The organism is Rossellomorea sp. LJF3 (assembly GCF_037046045.1).
Classification (GTDB): domain Bacteria; phylum Bacillota; class Bacilli; order Bacillales; family Bacillaceae_B; genus Rossellomorea.
This window is the reverse complement of record NZ_JBANLY010000009.1, coordinates 1-22552: the sequence shown is the minus strand read 5'-3', so window position 1 is coordinate 22552 and position 22552 is coordinate 1. Positions and strand designations below refer to the sequence as shown.

At 43.1% G+C, this 22552-nt stretch carries 25 protein-coding genes; all 25 read left to right on the top strand.

Annotation, left to right across the window (positions count from 1 at the left end; all coding sequences use genetic code 11):
• The first annotated feature begins 175 nt into the window (after window positions 1-175).
• Window positions 176-1654, top strand: a complete 1479-nt coding sequence (gene spoIVA, locus V8G47_RS10515; protein WP_034758333.1) for a stage IV sporulation protein A — start codon at window positions 176-178, stop codon at window positions 1652-1654.
• Between the two features lie 594 nt (window positions 1655-2248).
• Window positions 2249-2521 carry an HU family DNA-binding protein gene (locus V8G47_RS10510; protein WP_034758336.1) on the top strand — a complete coding sequence of 91 codons (273 nt, stop codon included), beginning with the start codon at window positions 2249-2251 and terminating at the stop codon, window positions 2519-2521.
• A gap of 229 nt (window positions 2522-2750) precedes the next feature.
• Window positions 2751-3317 (top strand): GTP cyclohydrolase I FolE, encoded by a 567-nt coding sequence (folE, locus tag V8G47_RS10505; RefSeq protein WP_034758338.1) that lies wholly within the window; start codon window positions 2751-2753, stop codon window positions 3315-3317.
• Window positions 3318-3329: 12 nt separating this feature from the next.
• A complete protein-coding gene (gene mtrB, locus V8G47_RS10500) occupies window positions 3330-3551 on the top strand; it encodes a trp RNA-binding attenuation protein MtrB (protein ID WP_034758340.1) in 222 nt (73 codons plus the stop codon).
• 199 nt (window positions 3552-3750) lie between these two features.
• On the top strand, window positions 3751-4584 hold the full coding sequence (locus V8G47_RS10495; RefSeq protein ID WP_336200069.1) for a heptaprenyl diphosphate synthase component 1: 834 nt from the start codon (window positions 3751-3753) through the stop codon (window positions 4582-4584).
• Between the two features lie 6 nt (window positions 4585-4590).
• Window positions 4591-5292, top strand: a complete 702-nt coding sequence (locus tag V8G47_RS10490) for a demethylmenaquinone methyltransferase (protein WP_336200068.1) — start codon at window positions 4591-4593, stop codon at window positions 5290-5292.
• Between the two features lie 27 nt (window positions 5293-5319).
• A complete protein-coding gene (gene hepT, locus V8G47_RS10485; protein WP_336200067.1) occupies window positions 5320-6282 on the top strand; it encodes a heptaprenyl diphosphate synthase component II in 963 nt (320 codons plus the stop codon).
• Between the two features lie 101 nt (window positions 6283-6383).
• Window positions 6384-6830 carry a nucleoside-diphosphate kinase gene (ndk, locus tag V8G47_RS10480; RefSeq protein ID WP_034758349.1) on the top strand — a complete coding sequence of 149 codons (447 nt, stop codon included), beginning with the start codon at window positions 6384-6386 and terminating at the stop codon, window positions 6828-6830.
• A gap of 140 nt (window positions 6831-6970) precedes the next feature.
• A complete protein-coding gene (locus V8G47_RS10475; protein ID WP_336200066.1) occupies window positions 6971-7744 on the top strand; it encodes a CheR family methyltransferase in 774 nt (257 codons plus the stop codon).
• A gap of 217 nt (window positions 7745-7961) precedes the next feature.
• The gene (aroC, locus tag V8G47_RS10470) at window positions 7962-9134 is read left to right on the top strand and encodes a chorismate synthase (protein WP_261750522.1); all 1173 of its coding nucleotides are present in this window, start codon (window positions 7962-7964) and stop codon (window positions 9132-9134) included.
• Between the two features lie 4 nt (window positions 9135-9138).
• Complete coding sequence (gene aroB, locus V8G47_RS10465) at window positions 9139-10221, top strand: 3-dehydroquinate synthase (RefSeq protein ID WP_336200065.1); 1083 nt, start codon at window positions 9139-9141, stop codon at window positions 10219-10221.
• Between the two features lie 57 nt (window positions 10222-10278).
• The gene (gene aroH, locus V8G47_RS10460; protein ID WP_336200064.1) at window positions 10279-10644 is read left to right on the top strand and encodes a chorismate mutase; all 366 of its coding nucleotides are present in this window, start codon (window positions 10279-10281) and stop codon (window positions 10642-10644) included.
• Between the two features lie 36 nt (window positions 10645-10680).
• Window positions 10681-11781 carry a histidinol-phosphate transaminase gene (gene hisC, locus V8G47_RS10455; protein WP_336200063.1) on the top strand — a complete coding sequence of 367 codons (1101 nt, stop codon included), beginning with the start codon at window positions 10681-10683 and terminating at the stop codon, window positions 11779-11781.
• Window positions 11782-11845: 64 nt separating this feature from the next.
• Window positions 11846-12949, top strand: coding sequence for a prephenate dehydrogenase (locus tag V8G47_RS10450; protein ID WP_336200062.1), 1104 nt, complete (start codon window positions 11846-11848; stop codon window positions 12947-12949).
• A 12-nt stretch (window positions 12950-12961) separates the two neighbouring features.
• Window positions 12962-14254, top strand: coding sequence for a 3-phosphoshikimate 1-carboxyvinyltransferase (gene aroA / locus V8G47_RS10445; RefSeq protein ID WP_336200061.1), 1293 nt, complete (start codon window positions 12962-12964; stop codon window positions 14252-14254).
• Between the two features lie 565 nt (window positions 14255-14819).
• On the top strand, window positions 14820-15278 hold the full coding sequence (locus tag V8G47_RS10440; RefSeq protein ID WP_336200060.1) for a hypothetical protein: 459 nt from the start codon (window positions 14820-14822) through the stop codon (window positions 15276-15278).
• 52 nt (window positions 15279-15330) lie between these two features.
• The gene (locus V8G47_RS10435) at window positions 15331-16572 is read left to right on the top strand and encodes a tetratricopeptide repeat protein (protein WP_336200059.1); all 1242 of its coding nucleotides are present in this window, start codon (window positions 15331-15333) and stop codon (window positions 16570-16572) included.
• Window positions 16573-16703: 131 nt separating this feature from the next.
• Window positions 16704-17243: a ReoY family proteolytic degradation factor gene (locus V8G47_RS10430; protein ID WP_060672350.1), complete on the top strand. Its 540-nt coding sequence runs from the start codon at window positions 16704-16706 to the stop codon at window positions 17241-17243.
• Window positions 17244-17515: 272 nt separating this feature from the next.
• Window positions 17516-17980, top strand: a complete 465-nt coding sequence (locus V8G47_RS10425; protein ID WP_336200058.1) for a YpiF family protein — start codon at window positions 17516-17518, stop codon at window positions 17978-17980.
• 140 nt (window positions 17981-18120) lie between these two features.
• Window positions 18121-18630 (top strand): QcrA and Rieske domain-containing protein, encoded by a 510-nt coding sequence (locus V8G47_RS10420; RefSeq protein ID WP_034758386.1) that lies wholly within the window; start codon window positions 18121-18123, stop codon window positions 18628-18630.
• Between the two features lie 13 nt (window positions 18631-18643).
• Window positions 18644-19318, top strand: a complete 675-nt coding sequence (gene qcrB, locus V8G47_RS10415) for a menaquinol-cytochrome c reductase cytochrome b subunit (protein ID WP_032087896.1) — start codon at window positions 18644-18646, stop codon at window positions 19316-19318.
• A gap of 44 nt (window positions 19319-19362) precedes the next feature.
• Window positions 19363-20133 (top strand): menaquinol-cytochrome c reductase cytochrome b/c subunit, encoded by a 771-nt coding sequence (locus V8G47_RS10410; protein ID WP_336200057.1) that lies wholly within the window; start codon window positions 19363-19365, stop codon window positions 20131-20133.
• Between the two features lie 60 nt (window positions 20134-20193).
• Window positions 20194-20793 carry a DUF1405 domain-containing protein gene (locus V8G47_RS10405; RefSeq protein ID WP_336200056.1) on the top strand — a complete coding sequence of 200 codons (600 nt, stop codon included), beginning with the start codon at window positions 20194-20196 and terminating at the stop codon, window positions 20791-20793.
• A 62-nt stretch (window positions 20794-20855) separates the two neighbouring features.
• Complete coding sequence (ypjB, locus tag V8G47_RS10400) at window positions 20856-21647, top strand: sporulation protein YpjB (protein ID WP_336200055.1); 792 nt, start codon at window positions 20856-20858, stop codon at window positions 21645-21647.
• A gap of 60 nt (window positions 21648-21707) precedes the next feature.
• Window positions 21708-22388 carry a zinc metallopeptidase gene (locus tag V8G47_RS10395; protein WP_336200054.1) on the top strand — a complete coding sequence of 227 codons (681 nt, stop codon included), beginning with the start codon at window positions 21708-21710 and terminating at the stop codon, window positions 22386-22388.
• The last annotated feature ends 164 nt before the right edge of the window (window positions 22389-22552 follow it).

Below are 22552 nucleotides of genomic sequence, written 5' to 3'. Positions count from 1 at the left end.
AAAACAAATGATCATAAATGCTAAAGACATAATAAATTTTTCACTTTTCATCATAAGGAGGGAAAAAAAGCATATTAATAGTCATAAGTCATTGGGACAACATCATAAATATAGAATGTGAGACACAGAATACACGGATGAAACATCCCTGGAATATAAGATGGGAGGGAATCTCTTGGAAAGAGTCGATCTATTTAAAGACATTGCCGAAAGAACAGGCGGAGATATCTATTTAGGTGTGGTAGGAGCAGTTAGAACAGGAAAATCAACATTCATCAAGAAGTTCATGGAACTTGTCGTCCTTCCTAACATCGCAAGTGAGTCAGAACGTGCAAGGGCGCAGGATGAGTTGCCTCAGAGTGCGGCAGGCAGGACGATCATGACGACTGAACCGAAATTTGTTCCGAATCAAGCCATCTCTGTTCACGTCGATGAAGGCCTCGAAGTAAATATAAGATTGGTAGATTGTGTAGGATATACGGTCCCGGGTGCCAAAGGGTATGAAGATGAAAATGGTCCCAGGATGATCAATACACCATGGTATGAAGAGCCTATTCCATTCCATGAAGCAGCCGAGATCGGCACGCGGAAAGTCATCCAGGAACATTCTACGATCGGAGTGGTTGTGACAACCGACGGCTCCATCGGGGAAATTGGCAGAGGGGACTACATTGAGGCAGAAGAAAGGGTCATAGAGGAACTGAAAGAAGTGGGTAAACCATTTATCATGGTCATCAACTCAGCGAGACCGCATGCTCCTGAAACAGAAGACCTTAGAGTGAAACTTCAGGATAAATATGACATACCAGTCCTCGCCATGAGTGTAGAAAGTATGAGGGACTCGGATGTATTAAACGTCCTGAGAGAAGCGCTATTTGAATTCCCGGTTCTTGAGGTGAATGTCAATCTTCCAAGCTGGGTAATGGTACTGAAAGAAGAGCATTGGTTAAGACAGAACTACCAGGAAGCCGTGAAAGAAACGGTCAAGGATATTAAGCGACTCCGGGATGTCGATCGGGTTGTCCACTACTTCAGTGAATTCGATCATATCGAACGTGCGGGGCTTGCCGGTATCGATATGGGCCAGGGGATTGCTGAAATCGACCTGTACGCCCCGGATGAGCTGTATGATGAAGTCCTGAAGGAAATAGTAGGGGTGGAAATTCGGGGGAAAGATCACTTACTTGAATTAATGCAGGATTTCGCACATGCAAAAGCCGAATATGATCAAATTTCAGACGCGCTGAGAATGGTGAAGCAAACTGGATATGGCATAGCTGCTCCTTCATTGAACGATATGAGTCTGGATGAACCTGAAATCATCAGGCAAGGGGCAAGATTCGGCGTCAGCTTGAAAGCGGTGGCTCCATCCATACACATGATCAAAGTGGATGTACAGTCCAAGTTTGAACCGATCATCGGGACAGAGAAACAGAGCGAAGAATTGGTGCGCTACCTGATGCAGGATTTCGAAGATGATCCGCTTTCCATCTGGAACTCCGATATTTTCGGCAGAAGCCTGAGTTCCATCGTAAGAGAAGGTATTCAGGCTAAACTCTCCCTGATGCCTGAAAATGCAAGATATAAGCTAAAAGATACATTAGAAAGAATCATCAACGAAGGATCGGGTGGATTGATCGCCATTATATTATAAATGTCTTTGACCTTCTTAGGAGGGTCATTTTTTTGTTTTTATTTTCTTAAGCAAATCCCCCTGGGACTGTAGATATTCACATTGCATAATTATAAATTTTCAGTAGTCTGATAGAAGGGTATCAAAACGACGTCATTTGCTATGAACACTTGGTATATATGGGTTTCTGGAAGGTAATACTCTAGAGGGGTGCCATCCTTTCAGGTATGCATACCGGGTGAGAAACGGATATCAATGTTTAAGGCATTCCCAGGTTGGGAAGTAAGTTAGAGTACCTGACAGATGAGGGTATCGGTTGCAGTCATCCGAAAGAAGTGGTAGGTTGATTAGAGTGCGAGAATAAAGGGATGGATGGTGATTCTATTACATTTGTGTTGCAAATAAGAAAAGATTCCCATTATTTCTTGATTTGTTCTTGCTAAGGTTAATCTATTGTGATAATCTTTTAACAGAATTGTTGTTGAATATTGATTCAGCAACGTTTTCAAGCGTTTTTTCTACACATCATGTATAGAATTCGCTAAAGTTGTTTACTAATGATATTAAAGTAAATGAATCATGACTGAGACATTTCCTTGGGAGGAGGTGAATGGCATGAACAAGACAGAACTTATCAATGCTGTTGCAGAAGCTGCTGAGCTATCTAAGAAGGACGCTACTAAAGCGGTTGACGCTGTTTTCGATACAATTCAAAATTCACTTGCAAACGGTGATAAAGTACAATTAATCGGATTCGGTAACTTCGAAGTACGTGAGCGTGCAGCCCGTAAAGGTCGCAACCCACAAACAGGTGAAGAGATCGAAATCTCAGCTAGCAAAGTACCTGCTTTCAAACCAGGTAAAGCGCTTAAAGAAGCTGTAAAATAATTACATACTTTGAGCGTAACGGGAAGGTCGCATAATTATGCGGCCTTTTTGTTTTTTCTCTAATAGTATGAAGCGTCCTCCTGATAATTATGTATGAAGTTTTCTTCTATTATCGTATGTTTTATATTATTATAAAACTTCTAAAGCACTAGTCTTTGATGACATTATGGGCTTGTGCTAATATTAACAATGTTACTATTTCTTTAAGTTATTTTAGGAGGACAACATTATGGCACAAGTCAATCATGGCCAAATAGAAGAAGCAGTTCGATTAATATTAGAAGCTATTGGAGAGAATCCTAATAGAGAAGGCTTATTAGATACGCCAAAACGCGTGGCGAAAATGTATGCAGAAGTTTTTTCTGGACTCGATCATGATCCGAAAGAATACTTTGAAACCATATTCAGTGAAGAACATGAAGAACTCGTACTGGTAAAGGATATTCCATTCTATTCAATGTGCGAGCATCACCTTGTCCCTTTCTTCGGAAAAGCACATGTTGCGTATATTCCAAGGGATGGTAAGGTGGCAGGATTAAGTAAACTTGCAAGGGCAGTTGAATCCGTTGCCAAGCGCCCTCAGCTTCAAGAAAGAATCACATCCACAGTGGCGGATACGATCATGGAAACCCTTCTTCCTCACGGTGCCATGGTAGTCGTTGAAGCGGAGCATATGTGCATGACGATGAGAGGCGTGAAGAAGCCGGGATCAAGTACAGTGACGACAGCTGTCAGGGGTACGTTCAAAGAAGACGCTCAGGCACGCAGTGAAGTTCTTTCTTTTATAAAGAATTAGGAGTGACGACGAATGAATTCAAATGATTATATTGTCATCAAAGCAATTGAAGACGGCGTGAATGTGATCGGACTGACAAGAGGGACGGACACCAGGTTTCATCACTCAGAGAAGCTGGATAAAGGGGAAGTGATGATTGCCCAATTTACGGATCACACTTCTGCCATCAAGGTAAGAGGGAAAGCGACGATCGTCACCAGTTACGGCGAGGTTGAGAGTGATAATAAGAAATAATCTTCTATTCTGCTTTTGGCTGATAGAGAGAATAAAGGAGGGACGGACTAAGAAGTTTTCAGCTTCGTGGTCGTCCCCTTTGTTATAATCTCCTTAAGGGGGATGAGACTCATGCTCCCTATTGTGGAGGATTTTATGGTATAATATTTAATGCTGAAATTTTTAGACCGATACATAGTAGAAATGGGGATTACAGGGTATGAAATTCATTGATTGTAACCATCAAGCGAATATCATTCATCAATACATAGAAGAGCAGTTGCATCACTCTTATCTAAAGGGATATATCGATCAACCGTATATTGACCGGGACCGGATCTATTTTCTGCTCCTGCCTTTCGTAAGCGAAGGACGGACGATGAGTAAAGAAGTTGTACAGTGGATTTCGACTGCCATGTTATTGCAGATAGCCCTTGATACACATGAAAAGGTTACAATCTCTGAACGTGATTCCTTGAAGGAAAGGCAGCTGACAGTTCTCGCTGGAGTGTACTTCAGCAGCCTCTATTATAAGATCCTCGCAGAAACAGATGATGTTGAACTTATCTCACATTTAGCAAAAGCGATCAAAGAAATAAATGAAAGCAAAATTTCCATATACAAGGACGAACATAAAAGCATCGCTGAACTCATGAAGAAGTTAAAGACCAGAGAATCAGCGATTGTGTCCAACTTCTATCGTTCCTTTGAAGACAATCAATGGATCGAGATTGTAGAAGAAGCCCTGCTTTACAAGAAGCTCGTTCAGGAGAAAATTAGTCTCGGGCATTCGCAGTATACGAGCTTTATCCGTGCCCTGACGACATTATCCAAACGGACAGATCAGACTTCACCGGACTTCCATTTAACAAAGAAAGAAACGGGACATGTGCTATCTCAAATAGATGAACTCATAGAAATGACAAAGAGAAAGGTCCAAGGGCAGTTAGAGACCATCGAGCCGGACACGCCATATTTTAAGAAGCTTATTGTGGAGCTGTTACCTTATGTGGAGCCTGAACCAATGACCAAATTATACGCGGAAGAAGGGTAAAACAACATGCAGCAGTCGAAAGAACAAAAAGTTCACGGAGTTTTTGAAAAAATTTATTCCAATTATGATAAGATGAACTCCGTCATCAGTTTCCAACAGCATATAAAGTGGAGAAAAGATACCATGAAGCATATGAATGTGAAGCCTGGCTCCAAGGCACTTGACGTTTGCTGTGGTACTGCGGACTGGACATTGGCCATGGGGGAAGAAGTCGGTGAGTCCGGCAGTGTGGTGGGTCTTGATTTCAGTCAAAATATGCTTTCGATCGGTAAAGAGAAAGTCAAAGAGTCCCACCTGAACAATATCGAACTCATTCATGGGAACGCCATGGAGCTCCCTTTCGACGATAACACGTTTGATTATGTGACCATTGGTTTCGGTTTGCGAAATGTCCCTGACTACCTCCACGTCCTGAAGGAAATGAACCGGGTAGTGAAACCTGGAGGGATGGCCGTCTGCCTTGAAACCTCCCAACCTACCATGTTTGGATTCAAACAGATGTATTACGCATATTTCCGTTTTGTGATGCCCCTGTTCGGGAAGATCTTCGCCAAGAGCTTTAATGAATATTCCTGGCTTCAGGAATCTGCCAGGGATTTTCCGGGCATGAAGGAGCTTGCACAGATGTTTGAAGAAGCAGGCTTTAAAGACATACATGTGAAGCCGTATAGTGGCGGGGTTGCTGCTATGCATTCCGGCAGAAAGTAAGAAATTCGTAAATTAGGTGGAAAAACTATGAAGCTAAACAGGATGTATTCGTTTCTTAAAGCGGATATAGATGAAATTGAAAAGGAATTGGAAGTGGCGATCGAGTCAGAATCCCTGCTTTTACAAGAGGCCTCTCTTCACCTTCTTCAAGCAGGTGGGAAGAGGATCCGGCCGGTGTTTGTTTTGCTGTCTGCCAAATTCGGACAATACGATATTAATATTGTGAAAAATGTAGCGGTAGCATTAGAGCTGATGCACATGGCTTCCCTTGTACACGACGATGTGATCGACGATGCAGAGTTGAGAAGAGGTAAACCGACGATTAAAGCCCAATGGGATAATCGTATCGCGATGTATACAGGGGATTATATTTTTGCTCGGGCCCTTGAATATATGACATCTATTAAAGTTCCTGAAGCACATCAGATTTTATCACACACATTGGTGGAATTATGTAAGGGTGAAATCGCTCAAATCGAAGATAAATATCGATTTGATCAGAACCTGCGGAATTATCTTTTACGTATTAAAAGGAAAACCGCCTTGCTTATTGCCGTAAGCTGCCAGCTCGGTGCTATTTCTTCCGGAGCGCCTGAAGAGATTCACAGGCGTCTTTACCGATTTGGTTACAATGTTGGAATGAGTTTTCAGATCACGGATGATATCCTGGACCTTACAGCAAGTGAGGAAGAACTCGGGAAACCGGCGGGAAGTGACTTGTGGCAAGGGAATATCACCCTTCCGATTCTGTACGCCATGGAAAACCCGGATTTGAAATCCAAGATTGAAAGAGTGACGGAATATACCACCCCGGACGAAATGAAAGAGGTCATATCTTCCATCCTGGCAACCGATGCCATCGACCGGTCCCATGAGCTCAGCAGGATGTATCTGGATAGAGCCCTGAAAGATCTGGAGCACCTTCCATATAACCGGGTAAAGAAAAGCCTAAAAAATATCGCAAACTATATCGGCAAGAGAAAATATTAAGAAAATTTAAAATGGAAACGTTGCCAAAACCCCCAATCAGTGTTACTATTTTCGTGGGATGTCCTTAGGAATTCCATACATACATATTAGGAGTGGGGAAGATGGAAAAGACATTTTTAATGGTAAAGCCGGACGGCGTACAAAGAGGGTTAATCGGTGATATCGTATCACGTTTCGAAAAAAAGGGCTTTCAATTAGTAGGTGCCAAGCTTATGAGCATTTCAAACGAGCTTGCAGAAGAACATTATGGTGAGCACAAAGAAAGACCATTCTTTGGGGAGCTTGTTGACTTCATTACTTCCGGACCTGTATTTGCAATGGTTTGGCAGGGGGAAAACGTCATTACGACAGCTCGTGGCATGATGGGGGCGACAAATCCTAAGGATGCCGCTCTTGGTACGATCCGCGGTGATTTCGGTCTGACTGTAGGCAAGAACATCATCCACGGTTCCGACTCTGCTGAAAGCGCTGTAAGAGAGATCGGTCTATTTTTCAAAGAAGAAGAATTGGTTGAATATTCTAAGTTAATGAACGAGTGGGTTTACTAATAGCCTTTGTTATTTAGAAGCAGGTCGCGATTTGCGGCTTGCTTTTTTTCTATGCATAAAGGTTTAACTTTTCCCTGAAATGTTCGATATAAATAATATAGCTTTATACCTTTATCGCAGCAAAGAGAGTGTGGATCGAAATGTCAAATGATTATAGTGAATTTATTCAAGGGGTTAAACGAAAAACGGGTATTGATCTTTCCCTTTATAAAGAAGCACAGATGAAGAGGAGGCTGACTGCCCTTTATGAAAAGAAAGGGTATGGAAGTTTTCAGGAATTTTTTGGTGCGTTGAATCGGGATAGAGAAGAAATGGAAGGGTTTCTGGATCGTATGACCATCAACGTGTCAGAATTTTTTCGTAACTACAAGCGTTGGGAAATACTGGAGAAGAAAATCCTCCCTAGACTGTTAGATGGGAATGCAACGTTGAAAGTATGGAGCGCAGCTTGCTCAACCGGCGAAGAACCTTACACCCTTTCCATGATGCTATCGAAGTATATTGACCTCTCAGGCGGTTCCATCACCGCCACGGATATAGACAAAAATGCGCTTCAACGGGCCATGAACGGGGTCTATCCGGAAAGGTCACTATCTGAAATCCCGGAAGAAATGAAAAATGGCCATTTCACCAAGGAAGGACCTTTATTTAAATTGAAGGATGAAGTGAAGCGAACGGTGAGCTTTAAGCAGCAAAACCTGCTTTCGGACCCCTTCGAAGGGAAATACGACTTGATCGTGTGCAGAAATGTAATGATCTATTTCACAGAAGAGGCCAAAAACCTTCTTTACCATAAATTCAATAGTTCACTAAAGCCAGGCGGCGTTCTCTTCGTAGGCAGCACAGAACAAATCTTCAACCCCTCACAATACGGCTTCGAAACAGAAGACACCTTCTTCTACAAAAAAATATAAACAGTGACGATGTCAATCTTCATATCCAAGAATCACTTTCATCTTCCCATAGGCTGATGAAAAAGTGGACTCTCAAAATATGATGGATTCACATCGTTTTATATTTTTCAGGAAAATAGAATATTAGAAAAGTTTTTAAACATAGGGACTAGGAAAGAATATAAATTCTATGTTATATTGGTACATAATTCTTTAACGAGTTGAAGGGGGAAAGTAAATGAGATACTTAACATCTGGAGAATCACATGGACCACAGTTAACGACCATCATTGAAGGGCTGCCGGCTGGAATGCCGCTTGAAGCTGAAGATATAAATGAAAACCTGGCAAGAAGGCAGAAAGGCTATGGGCGTGGACGGAGAATGCAGATTGAAAAGGACCGTGCCTCGATTGTCGGCGGTGTGAGACATGGATATACTCTTGGCTCTCCTTTAGGATTGGTTGTGGAGAATAAAGACTGGACTCACTGGACGAAGGTAATGGGAATCGAGCCTCTTCTTGAGGGCGGAGAAGAAGAAGTGAAGAGAAAGATCTCGAGGCCGAGACCTGGTCACGCGGACCTCGTCGGCGGAATGAAATATGGACATAGGGATCTTAGGAATGTCCTGGAACGTTCGTCTGCCAGGGAGACGACTGTAAGGGTGGCAGCAGGAGCTGTTGCGAAGAAGCTATTGAAATTATTGGATATCGAAGTTGTGGGACATGTCCTTGAAATCGGAGGCATTAAAGCCGAAAAGCTTCATTATGACTCGATAAATGAACTGAGAGAGATCACAGAAGAGTCTCCTGTCCGCTGCCTGGATGAAGAGGCTGCAGGGAAAATGATGAACCTGATAGATGAAGCGAAGCAGAATGGGGATTCCATAGGCGGGGTCGTGGAAGTCATCGTTGAGGGGATGCCTGCAGGAGTGGGAAGTTATGTTCATTATGACCGTAAGCTTGATGCGAAAATTGCTATGGCGGTCATGAGTATCAATGCATTCAAAGGAGTCGAATTCGGCTTGGGCTTTGAAATGGCAAGAAAGCCGGGAAGTGAAGTGCATGATGAAATCGCATGGAGTGAAGAGCTTGGGTACTACCGGAAAACGAATCGTTTAGGAGGATTTGAAGGAGGTATGACAACGGGTATGCCGATCCGCGTCAAAGGGGTCATGAAGCCGATCCCTACTCTGTACAAACCTCTTCAGAGTGTGGACATCGAAACGAAGGAACCCTTTAAAGCAAGCATCGAGAGGTCGGATAGCTGTGCGGTTCCAGCTGCAAGCGTAGTAGCAGAAGCCGTAGTGGCATGGGAACTTGCCGCTGGCATCGTCGAACAATTCAATAGTGATCAATTTGAGAAACTCCGTCAGGATATCAACAGACAACGCCAGGATTCCAAGGAGTATTAGTGAAATGAAACAGGTAACCATTCAAACTGCTTCCAGGACATATGACGTGAATATTGGAGTGGAAATGACGAATGAGATAGTTTCTTTTATTAAGAAGTCCTTCCCTGATGTATCAAAGCTATGGCTCATTGCCGACGAAACGGTTTATAAGCTTCATGGAGAAGCGTTCTCGGAAGATCTCCGTCAGTTCTTTGATATAACCATTTATCAGGCTCCCAAAGGGGAAAAGGCGAAGAGCTTTGCCACGTATGAAGAAGCGATAACACACGGACTCAAGCATAGAGTAGACCGCAAATCCATCGTGATTGCTTTCGGTGGCGGTGCCATAGGTGATCTTGCGGGCTTTATCGCATCCACCTATATGAGGGGAATCCCTTTCATCAGTGTTCCGACCACGATCCTTGCACATGACAGTGCCGTGGGAGGGAAAGTGGCAATCAATCACCCGCTGGGGAAAAATATGGTCGGACAGTTTTATCAGCCGGAAGGCGTATTCTTTGATTTGAATTATTTTTCGAGCCTCCCTAAAACGGAAATACTATCGGGATTCGCTGAAGTGATCAAACATGCCTTTTTATCTGACCGTGAGTTCCTTCAGGATCTCATGCACTCTTTCCAATCGCCTGAAAACATGGATGAAAGTTTTTTAACAGATTGCCTGATCAGGGGAATACAGGTTAAGGGAGACATCGTATCAAAGGATGAACGGGAGTCAAATATTCGGGCTTTCCTGAACTTCGGGCACACTTACGGGCATGCAGTTGAAAGTGCAAGCGGCTATGGGAATCGGACTCACGGGGAGTCGGTCATGATCGGGATGGTCTATGCTTTGTATCTCAGTGAACGCTACTGCAACCTGTCATTCGACATGGAGGGGTTCATAGGGTGGATCAAGTCTCTTGGGTACAATCTGAAGGTTCCTTCCAACATCGGTTTTGACATATTGTACGAGGGGATGAAGCGTGATAAGAAGTCCCTGAACGGCAATCCGGTTTTCGTGTTGTTGAAGAATATCGGTGAACCCGTGATGGCAGACGTTACGGAGGAGGATTTAAAACAGGCGGATGCATACATTCGACAGTTATAGATCCCGTCACTAAAGAGAGTATAGTATAGAATATCAAGAAAAAGGGAGAGTGGAAGAATGATCAGGGGAATTCGAGGTGCCACTACAGCAGATCGTGATAATGAAAAGGAAGTTCTCCTTTCAACTGAAAGTCTCTTAAAAGAAATGATTTTACATAATAATATTACGGCAGAAAATGTCGCATCCGTTTTTATTTCTGCAACAGATGACATTACGAGCGTATTTCCGGCTAAAGCATTAAGGGGATTCGAAGAGTGGAAATATGTCCCCGTTATGTGCATGCAGGAATTGGACGTACCCCATGGACTGTCGCGCTGCATCAGAGTGATGATTCACTACAATACCTCAACACCTCAGAGTGACATCCAACATATTTATATGAAAAATGCAGTCAGCCTTCGTCCTGACTTGAAGAAGAAATAAGCCGCCATTATGAAAACGACTGAAAGGAAGTTAAACATGAAGTGGAAATCCCAGATTCAAAATCTTAAAGCATACCAGCCTGGAAAAACGATGGATGATGTAAAAGAGTTATTCAATCTTGAGAGAGTAGTGAAGCTTGCATCGAATGAAAATCCCTTTGGATGCTCCAGGAACGTTGAAACATATCTGAAAAACAGTGCCCTTTCCCATGCGCTCTATCCTGACGGTTATGCGAAGGAGTTACGTTTTAAGGTGGCAGAACATTTATCTGTGGAACCTGGACAGTTATTGTTTGGAAATGGATCGGATGAAGTGATCGAGATTATCGCAAGGGCTTTATTGGATAGAAGTAAAAGCACAGTAATGGCAACCCCTACCTTCCCTCAATATAAGCATAATGCCATCGTTGAGGGAGCAGAGGTCCGTGAAGTTCCCCTGGACGCGGAGGGAAAGCATCAACTGGCCAAAATGCTGGGAGAAATAGATGACAGCACTTCAGTCGTCTGGTTATGTTCGCCCAATAACCCAACAGGGGAATATATCCGGAACGGGGAACTCATTTCCTTCTTGGACGCTGTCCCTTCCCACGTCCTTGTCGTTTTGGACGAAGCTTATTATGAATATGTAGTGGCGGATGATTATTATGATTCTTTGGAATTGTTGAAGTCTTATCCTCAGTTATTGATTACACGCACCTTTTCAAAAGCATATGGACTGGCAGGGTTCAGAGTGGGATTCGGGATCGGGAATAAGGACGTAATCGGGAAACTGGAGCCGATTCGTGAACCTTTCAATAATAATACACTGGCCCAGGGAGCGGCTTCAGCGGCCATAGAAGACCAGGCCTTCATCGAGGAATGCAGGAGAGAGAACCGAAAAGGACTTCAGCAGTATTATCGCTTCTGTGAGGAACACGGCCTTGCCTATGTCCCATCCCAAGCGAACTTCGTCTTGATCGACTTCGGCGTAAGTGGGGACGAGGTATTTCAATACTTGATGAGCAAGGGCTATATCGTCCGGTCTGGAGAAGCACTCGGATACCCTCATTCTGTCAGGATAACAGTCGGATCCCATGATCAAAATGATGAGGTCATCGATAAAATGACGGAATTTCTGGCACTTCAGAAACAAGAATGATGAGCGGTCGGAGGGGCGTTGGTCCTTTCCGGCTTTTTTTAAATAGGAAGATGGAGGGGAAACGATGAATGGAACGGTGTTGATCATTGGGATGGGGCTGATCGGGGGATCCCTTTCCCTCTGCATAAAAAAAGAACACCCACATGCCAAGATCATTGGTCATGATGTGAATCATAAAGAATTAAGGCTGGCGAAATCACTGGGGGTAATCGATGAGATGTCCCTTTCTTTACAGACTGCCGCCGAACAAGCGGATCTTATTGTTATCTCTACACCAGTTTTTCAAACAGAAAAGATCATCGCACAATTTGAATCCCTTTCCTTGAAAGAAAGTGTCCTAATCACCGATACAGGAAGTACAAAGGAACAGATTATGAGATCTTCGGAAAGGCTGACCCATAACGGGATTCAATTTATCGGGGGCCACCCAATGGCAGGCTCACATAAGAGCGGCGTAGCAGCTGCGAAAGAAATCCTATTTGAAAATGCCTTTTATATGCTTACACCGGGATCCGGTGTGGCAGTGGAAAACGTCGATAGGCTTAAAGACTGGCTGAGGGGAACCCATGCGAAATTTTTAATAGTAGAACCAAGGGAACATGATGAGTTAACGGGCATGATCAGCCACTTTCCCCATATTGTTGCGGCTTCACTGGTTCATCAGGCGAAGGGCTCTTCGACTGAACACCCTTATTTGAGAAGGCTTGCTGCAGGGGGCTTTCGTGATATCACCCGAATAGCCTCATCCAACCCAACGATGTGGAAAGACATCACCATGCAGAACAGGGGGGTCCTGCTTTCTCTCTTAAAGGAGTGGAAAGTAGAGATGGATGAGGTCGTATCGCTCATCGAAATGAATGATTCACAGAAGATATACGATTATTTTAATGACGCGAAAGAATTCAGGGATAATCTCCCCATCCTGGAAAAAGGGGCCATACCTTCATTCTATGATTTATTTGTGGATGTCCCGGATTATCCGGGTGTGATCTCGGAAGTGACAGGGTATCTTGCACAAGAGAAGATCAGTTTGACGAATATCAGAATAATGGAAACGAGAGAAGATATATACGGAGTGCTGGCGATCAGCTTTCAAACGCTGGAAGATAGGGAAAGAGCTTTGCACTGCTTAAGAGAACAAACAAATTATGAACTATTCTTAGGATAAAGGGTGATAAGGATGGAAGCGAAGAAAAGACTGTCAAATCCAAACAGTGGTCTGAATGGAGAGCTTCACGTACCTGGAGACAAATCGATCTCCCACCGCTCCATTATGTTTGGATCGGTTGCTGAAGGCAAGACGGTTATACATAACTTTCTTATGGGGGAGGATTGTTTAAGCACGATTTCCTGCTTCCGTAAATTAGGAGTTGAGATCGAGGTCTCTGAAGACGCAGTGATCGTATACGGTAAAGGGTGGGACCACTTGAAAGAACCCGCTGACATTCTTGATGTGGGAAATTCAGGGACCACAACCCGTCTCATTATGGGAATTCTGGCAGGAAGACCTTTTCATTCAGTCCTGATAGGTGATCCCTCGATTGCAAAAAGACCCATGAAGAGGGTGACAGAGCCCTTAAAGCAATTCGGGACAGTGATAGATGGCCGTTCAGGAGGAAACTTCACGCCAATATCCATCAGGGGCGGAAATCTGAAAGGGATCCATTATTCTTTACCTGTGGCGAGTGCACAAGTGAAATCCGCACTCATACTGGCCGGGCTTCAGGCTGAAGGGATGACTGAAATAGTCGAAAGAGAGCAAACGAGGAACCACACAGAAAAGATGATCGTCGAGTTTGGGGGAACGATTGAGAAGCACGGGGATACCATTAAAGTAAAGGGAGGACAGGTATTGAAAGGAACGGAAATCTATGTACCTGGAGATATTTCCTCAGCAGCCTTTTTTATGGTGGCCGCAGCCATCGTTCCAGATAGTAGAGTACTGTTGAAGAATGTCGGGCTAAATGAAACGCGAACCGGCATTGTGGAAGTCATGGAGAAAATGGGGGCGTCCATTGAGGTCATGGAGCAATCAAACGAAGGAGAACCTATCGGTGATATTCTCGTGCAAACGTCCAAACTTACAGGAATTGAAATCGGAGGGGACCTGATTCCTTCTTTGATCGACGAAATTCCTATCATTGCTCTTTTAGCTTCACAAGCGGAGGGGAAGACAGTCATCAAGGATGCCGAGGAATTGAAAGTGAAGGAAACCAATCGGATCGATGCCGTTGTGAAGGAGCTTGGAAAGCTTGGTGCAAACATACAGGGTACGGACGATGGGATGATCATCGAAGGGAAAACCCCTTTACACGGTGGAGAAGTCCATTCCTGGGGGGATCACCGGATTGGGATGACACTGGCTGTCGCTTCCCTGTTGACTGACTCTGATGTATATTTAGAAGATGCAGAAGCCGTGAAAATCTCGTATCCGACTTTCTTTGAACATATCAACAAACTGTTGATGAAATAAAACTGAATCGATTATGTGAGAGGTGGTTGGTCTTTGGGCTAAATCCGCCTCTCTTTTTAATGAGTGGGTGGAATGAATTCATCCTTGCCTTCATAGCTTGTCTATAAAGGAAGGTGATGATGGGGTGAGCACCTATATTATTGAAAATGCCAATTGGGTAAAGGATACCAAGCTGACTCATACTTCACTATTGGTTAAAGACGGAAGAGTTTCAGCCATCAGGAACAGCTTTCAGTACTACAAGTACATGAAAATGGATGTGTCACATTTTATAATGACTCCCGGACATGTCATGTGTGACTTAATGGTACCCCGAGGGAGTGACTTCATCTCCGTAAAGAACTATTACCTTGACGAATTTATTAAAAAAGGGTGCACCACAGTTTTAACGGCTTTTTCAATACAGTACGAGTATGAATTTCATACACGATTGAATGAACGGAGAACCTCCTTGCTCAACAGTCCCCTTGATTATACTATTGGGTTGAAAACAACTGCGAATCTGATTACCCCGAATGTCATACGGGCATGTAAGCGGCATAACGTACCTGTCATCTGGATCGACATGGATGAAGCAGGTGGATTCAGAGACATTCCGTGGGGATGGATCAAAGGATTATTGTATGATTACCCTATTACTTTTGTCCCTTTTTTTACGACAAACATAGACAATAAAACCAAAATGAAGCATCTTAAAATATGGCAGGATTCGATGAAAAGCGAGGGTATTCCCCATATACACGCTGAAATTCCCGAAAAAGAGCCACTGAATTTAAGTATATTGAAGAAAATTGGAATATATCCCCTTAGAGGAAATTTTTTGGTAGGTGGAGAAATATGTTATAACCTCTATATGAAGCCTGAAGGTGAGTCGGGTACTGAGCCATTATCATTTCAATATGATCATCATGTGCTAAAATGTACTATGAACAAAGGGAAATATCATTATATAAATAATAGAGGTCATTTTTATCCTGGAGCGGGTGAAGAACTGATCATACAAACCCCGGGATATTTTATTTAATTGAATACAAGCTTTTTATAGAAAGGGATTGACCATGTCATACAAAGAACAAATGTTATCTTCTTTAGAAGAAGGTAATTTAGAAGAAGCAAAGAAACAGTATAATCAAGTGCTGAAATTTGGAAGTCATGAAGAAAAATTCAGTCTTGCCGAAGAATTACATCATTTGGGATTTCTGGAGGAAGCAAAAGAGCTTTACGGGAATCTCCTTCAATATTATCCGGGTGAGGGTGAGCTTCTCATTGAACTGGCGGAAGTGCTGGTGGAGATGGATAAAGAAGAGGAAGCCATCGAGACGCTTGCAGAATTGGATGAGAAAGACCCCACCTATCCAAGGTCACTTCTTCTTTTAGCAGATCTTTATCAAATGCAGGGATTGTTTGAAGTAAGTGAACAAAAGCTTCTTCAAGCTAAGAGGTTATTGCCTGATGAACCCGTCATCGATTTCGGTCTGGGGGAATTGTATTCTGAAACGGGCAGATTCCTGGAAGCGATCAGGCATTATCAGATCCTCATTGAAAAGGGAACGACCGAACTTGGCGGAACCAATGTGCATCAGAGATTGGCCGAGGCCTATAGTGTAGGAGGAGCCTTCGAAGAAGCTTTGACCCATTATGAAAAAGCTCTTCAAGAACATCTGGAAATCAATACACTGTTCGGCTATGCCTTTACTGCCTATCAGGCTGGCTATTACGAAAAGGCGATTGAAAAATTCGTATCCGTCAAGGAACTGGATCCTGAATATCATTCTGTTTATTTACTGCTGGCGAAGTCGTATGAGCGGGAAGAAAAGCTACAAGAGAGCCTGGAAGCCGTTCAGGCGGGGGTTAAGCAGGATGAATACAATAAAGAACTGAATGTATTCGGAGGCAAAATTTCATTGAAGATGGGACTTGAAGAAGAAGCAGAAGCGTTTCTTCGGGAAGCCCTGGCCCTTGACCCCGGATATGTGGAAGCTGCCCTTATCATTAATAAATTGTTCTTTACACAGGACCGGTATGAAGATGTTCTGGAAATCGCCCAGATGCTGACGGTTGAAGGAGAAGAAGAGCCTCAGATCAACTGGGATCTGGCAAAGGCTTATGAAGGGCTTGAACAATATAATCATGCATTAAAACAATACCGTATTGCATATACTTACTTTAAGAATCATCAAGAGTTTTTACTAGAGTTCGGGCAATTTCTAGTAGAAGAAGGACTCAGGGGTGAAGCAGTAGAAGTATATAAACACCTGATTGAAATGGATCCTTCAAATGACGAATGGCAGGACCTGATTGAAAGATTACAAGACTGATCCGTGACGGTGGGTTAAAGGGATTTGGTTGTCTGAAAATGAATATGGCAAAGAGCTTATTAATGTGACTTGAACTTTTGAAGAAAGAAAAACGGACCTTTTAAAAAGGATTCTGCAGAGGAGGGAAAACCATGACCACCCCTGTTTCTGTCAACGAGAAGAAAGAATTTATCCGCTGGTTTTTGAACCGATATCAATTAAAACGAAGAGAATGTGTGTGGATCTTAAATTATCTGATGAGTCATGACCAATTAATGAAAAAGGTTCACTTTGTCGAAGAATCCCAGTACTGTCCAAGAGGATTGGTGATGTCCACTCATTGTGTCGAAGATGTCCCATTCCGATTCTACAAAGAGAATATCATGACAACGGACGCAGAAAAGTCATTTCATGATATCCGATTGAACAAGGATGAAGACATTTACATTCAGCTAAACTTCAGTAAGGCAAATTCCAGTTATCAATTTGCAGCCGTACTGGAAGAAAATCCGTTTATGCCGAAATATTTACTTATCAATGAAAAAGACAGAATGGTAGCTGAACAGTTTCTAGAGGACAGCCTGCAGACTTTCAGGAAAGACCGCTTGTTAAAGGCCATTGATCAAGCATTGGATACCGGTGACAAAAAGGCTTTCAATAAATTGACCAAAGAATTGAATAGCCTGACCTGATAAATCGGATGAAGAGAAACACCATCTCTTCATTCGATTTTTTTATTGTCTTTTTAGATAGTAAGATTAAGAATGGTGCATACTATGAACGAGGCTCTTTTTGTACCCTGAGCGGAGTATCCCCTGAAGTATACCTATCCCGGGGAGTATTTGACAGGGAAGCGCGTTTGTATGTAAAACACTTGTATAAAAAGTGAAATCGCTTTATATGAGATGATATAAAGTGATAAGATGGGAAGTGGAAAATGAAAGAAAAAAAGTGAGGGTTATACATGAATTGGAACGTAAAAGATATTGAAGTGTTTGAAGCCGAAAAAGCATATGTAGATACGGCGGTCATTCCCGTTGTCCCTGTTGATTTCGGGAAGGATATAAGAGTCTCGGCAGCACAATCAGAGTTTATCAATCTACTCACTCTGCACCTGGAAAGGCAATTCAAAGGAAGAATGATGATGACCCCTTCATTCACATATCGATTGTCATCATCCGAAGAGCGCGAGGTATCCGAATTATCCCAATGGGCAGGAGAATTGACCGGGAGTGGTGTGAAGCACGTCTTCTTCCTGACTTCAGACAGCCGGTGGAAGAAGGTTGAGGATAAACTCGGTGAAGGCTTGATCTGGGTCCCGTCCATCCCGCTTGAAAACCTGGACGAGCAATATAAACATTCGATCATGGAAGATCAGGTGAAGCAGCTGTTAAATGTGATTGTACAAAAATGGCAAAAAAATTCATAAAAACTTCACATTGTTTCCATCTTTTAGATACGAGAGTTATTGACCTTGTATAGAGTTTAATATATCATAGTTATGTCCTAGTTTTATATTTGTGCGAAATATGTCCGACGGACTTACCTTACGATAGAGGGGGGAAAAGGATGAGCAAACATCGTGTATCTAGACGTCAATTCCTTAACTATACACTTACGGGTGTAGGCGGTTTCATGGCGGCGGGAATGTTAATGCCGATGGTTCGCTTTGCAGTGGATCCAGTGTTGAAAACGGAAGCTGCGGGAGATTTTAGAGCGACTAAGCAAAAGGTTTCAGAATTATCGAATGAACCAGTACGTGTCGATTTCTCATATGAGCAAAAAGATGCGTGGTACACATCAGAAGTTACACAAACCGCTTGGGTATATAAGAACAAAGAAGACAAAATCATTGCTCTTTCACCGGTTTGTAAGCACCTCGGTTGTACAGTTAACTGGAATGGGAATCCGGATCATAAAGAAATGTTCTATTGCCCATGTCATGGTGGAATGTATCACAAGAACGGTGAGAATGTACCAGGTACACCACCGACAGCACCGTTGGATTCATATCCGACAAAAGTAAAAGATGGAATTCTTTATCTTGGACAACCAGAACCAAATAAATTTGTTAAGTAAGGGGGCGTAATCTGTGCTGAACAAGATCTATGATTGGGTTGACGAGCGTTTAGACATTACGCCTTTGTGGCGCGATATCGCGGATCACGAAGTTCCTGAACATGTAAACCCGGCGCATCACTTTTCTGCGTTCGTTTACTGCTTCGGAGGATTGACATTCTTCGTAACCGTCATCCAGATTTTATCCGGAATGTTCTTAACGATGTACTATGTTCCAGATATTAAAAACGCTTGGGAATCTGTGTATTATCTGCAAAATGAAGTTGCATTTGGACAAATTGTCCGCGGAATGCATCACTGGGGAGCCAGTTTGGTTATCGTAATGATGTTCTTACATACACTACGCGTCTTCTTCCAAGGTGCATACAAAAAACCTCGTGAATTGAACTGGGTTGTAGGGGTTCTTATTTTCTTCGTTATGCTGGGGCTTGGTTTCACCGGCTATTTACTGCCGTGGGATATGAAAGCGCTATTCGCGACGAAAGTAGGTCTTGAAATCGCAGGGGCCACTCCATTTATCGGAGACCAGGTGAAAATGTTATTAGCGGGAGATGCTCATATCGTCGGGGCACAGACTCTGACTCGATTCTTCGCTATTCACGTATTCTTCCTGCCTGCTGCTCTGCTTGGTTTGATGGGAGCTCACTTCCTGATGATCCGTAAGCAAGGTATTTCCGGACCACTATAAGAAACAATTGTAAATGATTAACCTAATAAAAGGAGGGGGACACTATGCATCGAGGAAAAGGGATGAAGTTTGTAGGGGACTCCCGGGTTCCTGCAGACAGAAAGCCGAATATACCGAAAGACTATTCGGAGTTCCCTGGTAAAACAGAAGCTTTCTGGCCGAACTTCTTATTGAAGGAGTGGCTGGTGGGAGCTGTTTTCCTTATCGGTTATCTTTGTTTAACGGTTGCTCATCCATCACCGTTAGAGCGTATAGCCGATCCGACAGATACTGGATATATTCCATTACCTGACTGGTATTTCTTATTCTTATACCAATTACTTAAGTACACATATGCATCCGGACCTTATAATGTGATCGGAGCGTTCGTCATTCCTGGTATCGCGTTTGGGGCACTTTTACTTGCACCATTCATTGATAAAGGACCTGAACGTCGTCCGACAAAACGTCCTTTTGCCGTTGGATTCATGTTATTGGCACTCGCAGCTACGTACTTCCTTACTTGGGAATCCGTTGCGACTCATGACTGGGAAGCGGCTAAGGAACAAGGGAAGATCCGTGCCGAAGTGGATATCGATAAAGAATCTGAAGGATATAAGATTTTTGCTGATCAGAAGAATGGCTGTATCAACTGTCATGGTGAGAATTTGCAAGGCGGGGCTGGTCCTTCCCTAATCGGAACGGGTCTTGCACCTGAAGAAATTGCGAAAATTGCTAAAAACGGTAAACCGCCGGGCATGCCTGCAGGTTTATTTAAAGGAACAGATGAAGAGTTGAAAAAACTCTCTGAATTCATCGCTGGTTTAGAAGAATAATGTTGAAAAAGGGCCGGCAGCTGTTGGCCCTTTTTTTCTACTTGGAAGTGAGGTGCAAACATGCTCTGGCTCATGACGATTTTAAGAAATAAAACATTTTTATGGTTGCTGCTTTTAGTGAATGTTTTCGGCACCGTCTATGGATACATTTGGTATATTCCACAACTCCGAAATACTCCTCCCCAGTTTTTACTGTTTGTCCCGGATAGTCCGACAGCCAGTCTGTTTTTTTGTTTCGTATTGATCGCATTTATACTGAATCGTAATTGGCCGATTTTCGAAGTGCTTGCAATCATCACCCTGTTTAAATACGGTGTTTGGGCAGTGATCATGAATCTGTTGACCCTTTGTGTTTCGGGTGATCTGCCTTGGGAAGGATATATGCTGATGGCTTCACACGGCGCAATGGCCGTTCAGGGTATCCTTTATTCCTCGTTTTATCGGGTGAAGTTGTGGCATATTGTCGCAGGGGCCGTCTGGACCGTACATAATGATATCATCGATTATGTTTTCATGCAGTTTCCTGTATATTCAAGACTCTATATGTATATTCAGGATATTGGATATTTCACTTTCTGGCTAAGCATCATCTCCATCGCCATTGCGTATTATTTCACCCAGAAAACAAATCGTCTCTCCCTCGATTATAAGTTTGACTGATTTATGGTCTACTCTTGTCCACCCCTTCATAAACTTTATTAGTAGTTTTAGGGGGGACAAGTATGAAATTAATCCAATTTTTTATCACGCTTTTCTTATTTCTCATTTTAGTACCTCATCCATTAATCGCTGTAGAATCTCCGTCTCCAATCAACGAGCTTGATGATCTATCGGATCAAGCTTTACAGATGACAAAGGCCGGCCGATATGAAGAAGCCAAGCATCTATTAGTTTATTTCTCCGAAGAATTTGCCTCTTTGAGTGCCCAGCAGTCCTTCTCGATGGATGAGCTTAGAATCCTTACCATTTCACATAATCTTGCATTGGAAAGTATCAACCAAACCTCTCTTGCTCTTGAGCAAAAGGTGAATGCCGTTACAAAGTTCCGCCTGGTGATGGATGCATTAAACAGTCAGCATCAGCCTTTATGGGTTGAAATGGAGGACCCGATCATGGAGGCCATTAATGGTGTAAAGGTTGCAGCGGAAAAGGGTAACGTTGATGAATACCAAACGACATTGAATGTATTTTTATCAAAATATAATATCATTCAACCGAGTATTAAATTGGATATTCCAGTTGAACGGGCTCAATCCCTGGATGCGAGGATCACTTACTTGGATCATTATCGACAGGACGTGCTGGAAGGGGAGCAAACGATGAGCGAGCTTACTGCTTTGGAAACAGATCTCCAAAAACTATTCGAGAACATGACAGAGGATGAAGCGGATCCTTCTCTTTGGTGGGTCATCATATCGACGGGCAGTATCATTGTTTCTACATTATCTTATGTAGGTTGGAGAAAATATAAGGGGCAGGGTGAAGTGAAAAAGTCCGAACGTCAAAAAAATTGACAGTACGATGATGGCGCTATAAAATTTAGGTAATCTATACATCTGGAGGTTTTTGCGATAATGGCAGGATTTTTGATTTACTTTTTACTGATTGCTCTTATTCCGATAGGGGCACAGATGCGAGTAAAGAGTACGTTTAAAAAATATTCAAGAGTGGCAACCACTTCGGGTATGACCGGGAGGGAAATGGCAAGAAGGATTCTTGATGAAAATGGTTTGCATAATGTTAAAGTCGTGGAAGGCAGGGGTTTTCTGAGTGATCACTATAATCCGATCACCAAAACGGTTGCGTTATCACCTGATAACTACCACGGGCACTCCGTAGCCGGGGCGGCAGTGGCTGCCCATGAAGTAGGCCACGCCATACAGGACGCTGAAAGCTATGCGTTTCTCCGTTTCCGCCATGCTCTCGTACCGGTAGCGAATATCGGTTCTAATATGTCCTGGATTTTCTTGATGATCGGTATTTTCACTCAATTATCCGGTATGTTCCTGCTCGGGATCATTTTAATGGCGGCAGGGGTTGTGTTCCAATTGATCACGTTACCCGTTGAGTTCAATGCTTCTTCAAGGGCGATGAATCAAATCGTTTCCCTTGGATTGATCCGCAATGAAGAAGAGCGTCATGCCAGAAAAGTGCTGAACGCAGCAGCAATGACGTATGTAGCCGCTGCAGCAGTAGCGATCATTGAACTGTTAAGACTGGTACTTATTTTCACCGGGATGAATGGTGACGATTAAGAATACGATAAAAGCAGCCGGACTCAGAATCCTGAGTCCGGCTGCTTTTTTCTGGTTCTATAATATTTGTTGGGGTTCTTACACAATTTGAACATAAAAAATGCACGTAATCATCCAGTCTTTTATACTTGAGTTGTCGAGAAACAAGTATAGATTGGAGATAC

Excerpts from the sequence above, each read along its gene's own strand:
- V8G47_RS10510 (WP_034758336.1), top strand. The coding sequence starts at position 2,249 with ATGAACAAGACAGAACTTATCAATGCTGTTGCAGAAGCTGCTGAGCTA.
- folE (WP_034758338.1), top strand. The coding sequence starts at position 2,751 with ATGGCACAAGTCAATCATGGCCAAATAGAAGAAGCAGTTCGATTAATA.
- mtrB (WP_034758340.1), top strand. The coding sequence starts at position 3,330 with ATGAATTCAAATGATTATATTGTCATCAAAGCAATTGAAGACGGCGTG.
- V8G47_RS10495 (WP_336200069.1), top strand. The coding sequence starts at position 3,751 with ATGAAATTCATTGATTGTAACCATCAAGCGAATATCATTCATCAATAC.
- V8G47_RS10490 (WP_336200068.1), top strand. The coding sequence starts at position 4,591 with ATGCAGCAGTCGAAAGAACAAAAAGTTCACGGAGTTTTTGAAAAAATT.
- hepT (WP_336200067.1), top strand. The coding sequence starts at position 5,320 with ATGAAGCTAAACAGGATGTATTCGTTTCTTAAAGCGGATATAGATGAA.
- ndk (WP_034758349.1), top strand. The coding sequence starts at position 6,384 with ATGGAAAAGACATTTTTAATGGTAAAGCCGGACGGCGTACAAAGAGGG.
- V8G47_RS10475 (WP_336200066.1), top strand. The coding sequence starts at position 6,971 with ATGTCAAATGATTATAGTGAATTTATTCAAGGGGTTAAACGAAAAACG.
- aroC (WP_261750522.1), top strand. The coding sequence starts at position 7,962 with ATGAGATACTTAACATCTGGAGAATCACATGGACCACAGTTAACGACC.
- aroB (WP_336200065.1), top strand. The coding sequence starts at position 9,139 with ATGAAACAGGTAACCATTCAAACTGCTTCCAGGACATATGACGTGAAT.
- aroH (WP_336200064.1), top strand. The coding sequence starts at position 10,279 with ATGATCAGGGGAATTCGAGGTGCCACTACAGCAGATCGTGATAATGAA.
- hisC (WP_336200063.1), top strand. The coding sequence starts at position 10,681 with ATGAAGTGGAAATCCCAGATTCAAAATCTTAAAGCATACCAGCCTGGA.
- V8G47_RS10450 (WP_336200062.1), top strand. The coding sequence starts at position 11,846 with ATGAATGGAACGGTGTTGATCATTGGGATGGGGCTGATCGGGGGATCC.
- aroA (WP_336200061.1), top strand. The coding sequence starts at position 12,962 with ATGGAAGCGAAGAAAAGACTGTCAAATCCAAACAGTGGTCTGAATGGA.
- V8G47_RS10440 (WP_336200060.1), top strand. The coding sequence starts at position 14,820 with ATGGATGAAGCAGGTGGATTCAGAGACATTCCGTGGGGATGGATCAAA.
- V8G47_RS10435 (WP_336200059.1), top strand. The coding sequence starts at position 15,331 with ATGTTATCTTCTTTAGAAGAAGGTAATTTAGAAGAAGCAAAGAAACAG.
- V8G47_RS10430 (WP_060672350.1), top strand. The coding sequence starts at position 16,704 with ATGACCACCCCTGTTTCTGTCAACGAGAAGAAAGAATTTATCCGCTGG.
- V8G47_RS10425 (WP_336200058.1), top strand. The coding sequence starts at position 17,516 with ATGAATTGGAACGTAAAAGATATTGAAGTGTTTGAAGCCGAAAAAGCA.
- V8G47_RS10420 (WP_034758386.1), top strand. The coding sequence starts at position 18,121 with ATGAGCAAACATCGTGTATCTAGACGTCAATTCCTTAACTATACACTT.
- V8G47_RS10410 (WP_336200057.1), top strand. The coding sequence starts at position 19,363 with ATGCATCGAGGAAAAGGGATGAAGTTTGTAGGGGACTCCCGGGTTCCT.
- V8G47_RS10405 (WP_336200056.1), top strand. The coding sequence starts at position 20,194 with ATGCTCTGGCTCATGACGATTTTAAGAAATAAAACATTTTTATGGTTG.
- ypjB (WP_336200055.1), top strand. The coding sequence starts at position 20,856 with ATGAAATTAATCCAATTTTTTATCACGCTTTTCTTATTTCTCATTTTA.
- V8G47_RS10395 (WP_336200054.1), top strand. The coding sequence starts at position 21,708 with ATGGCAGGATTTTTGATTTACTTTTTACTGATTGCTCTTATTCCGATA.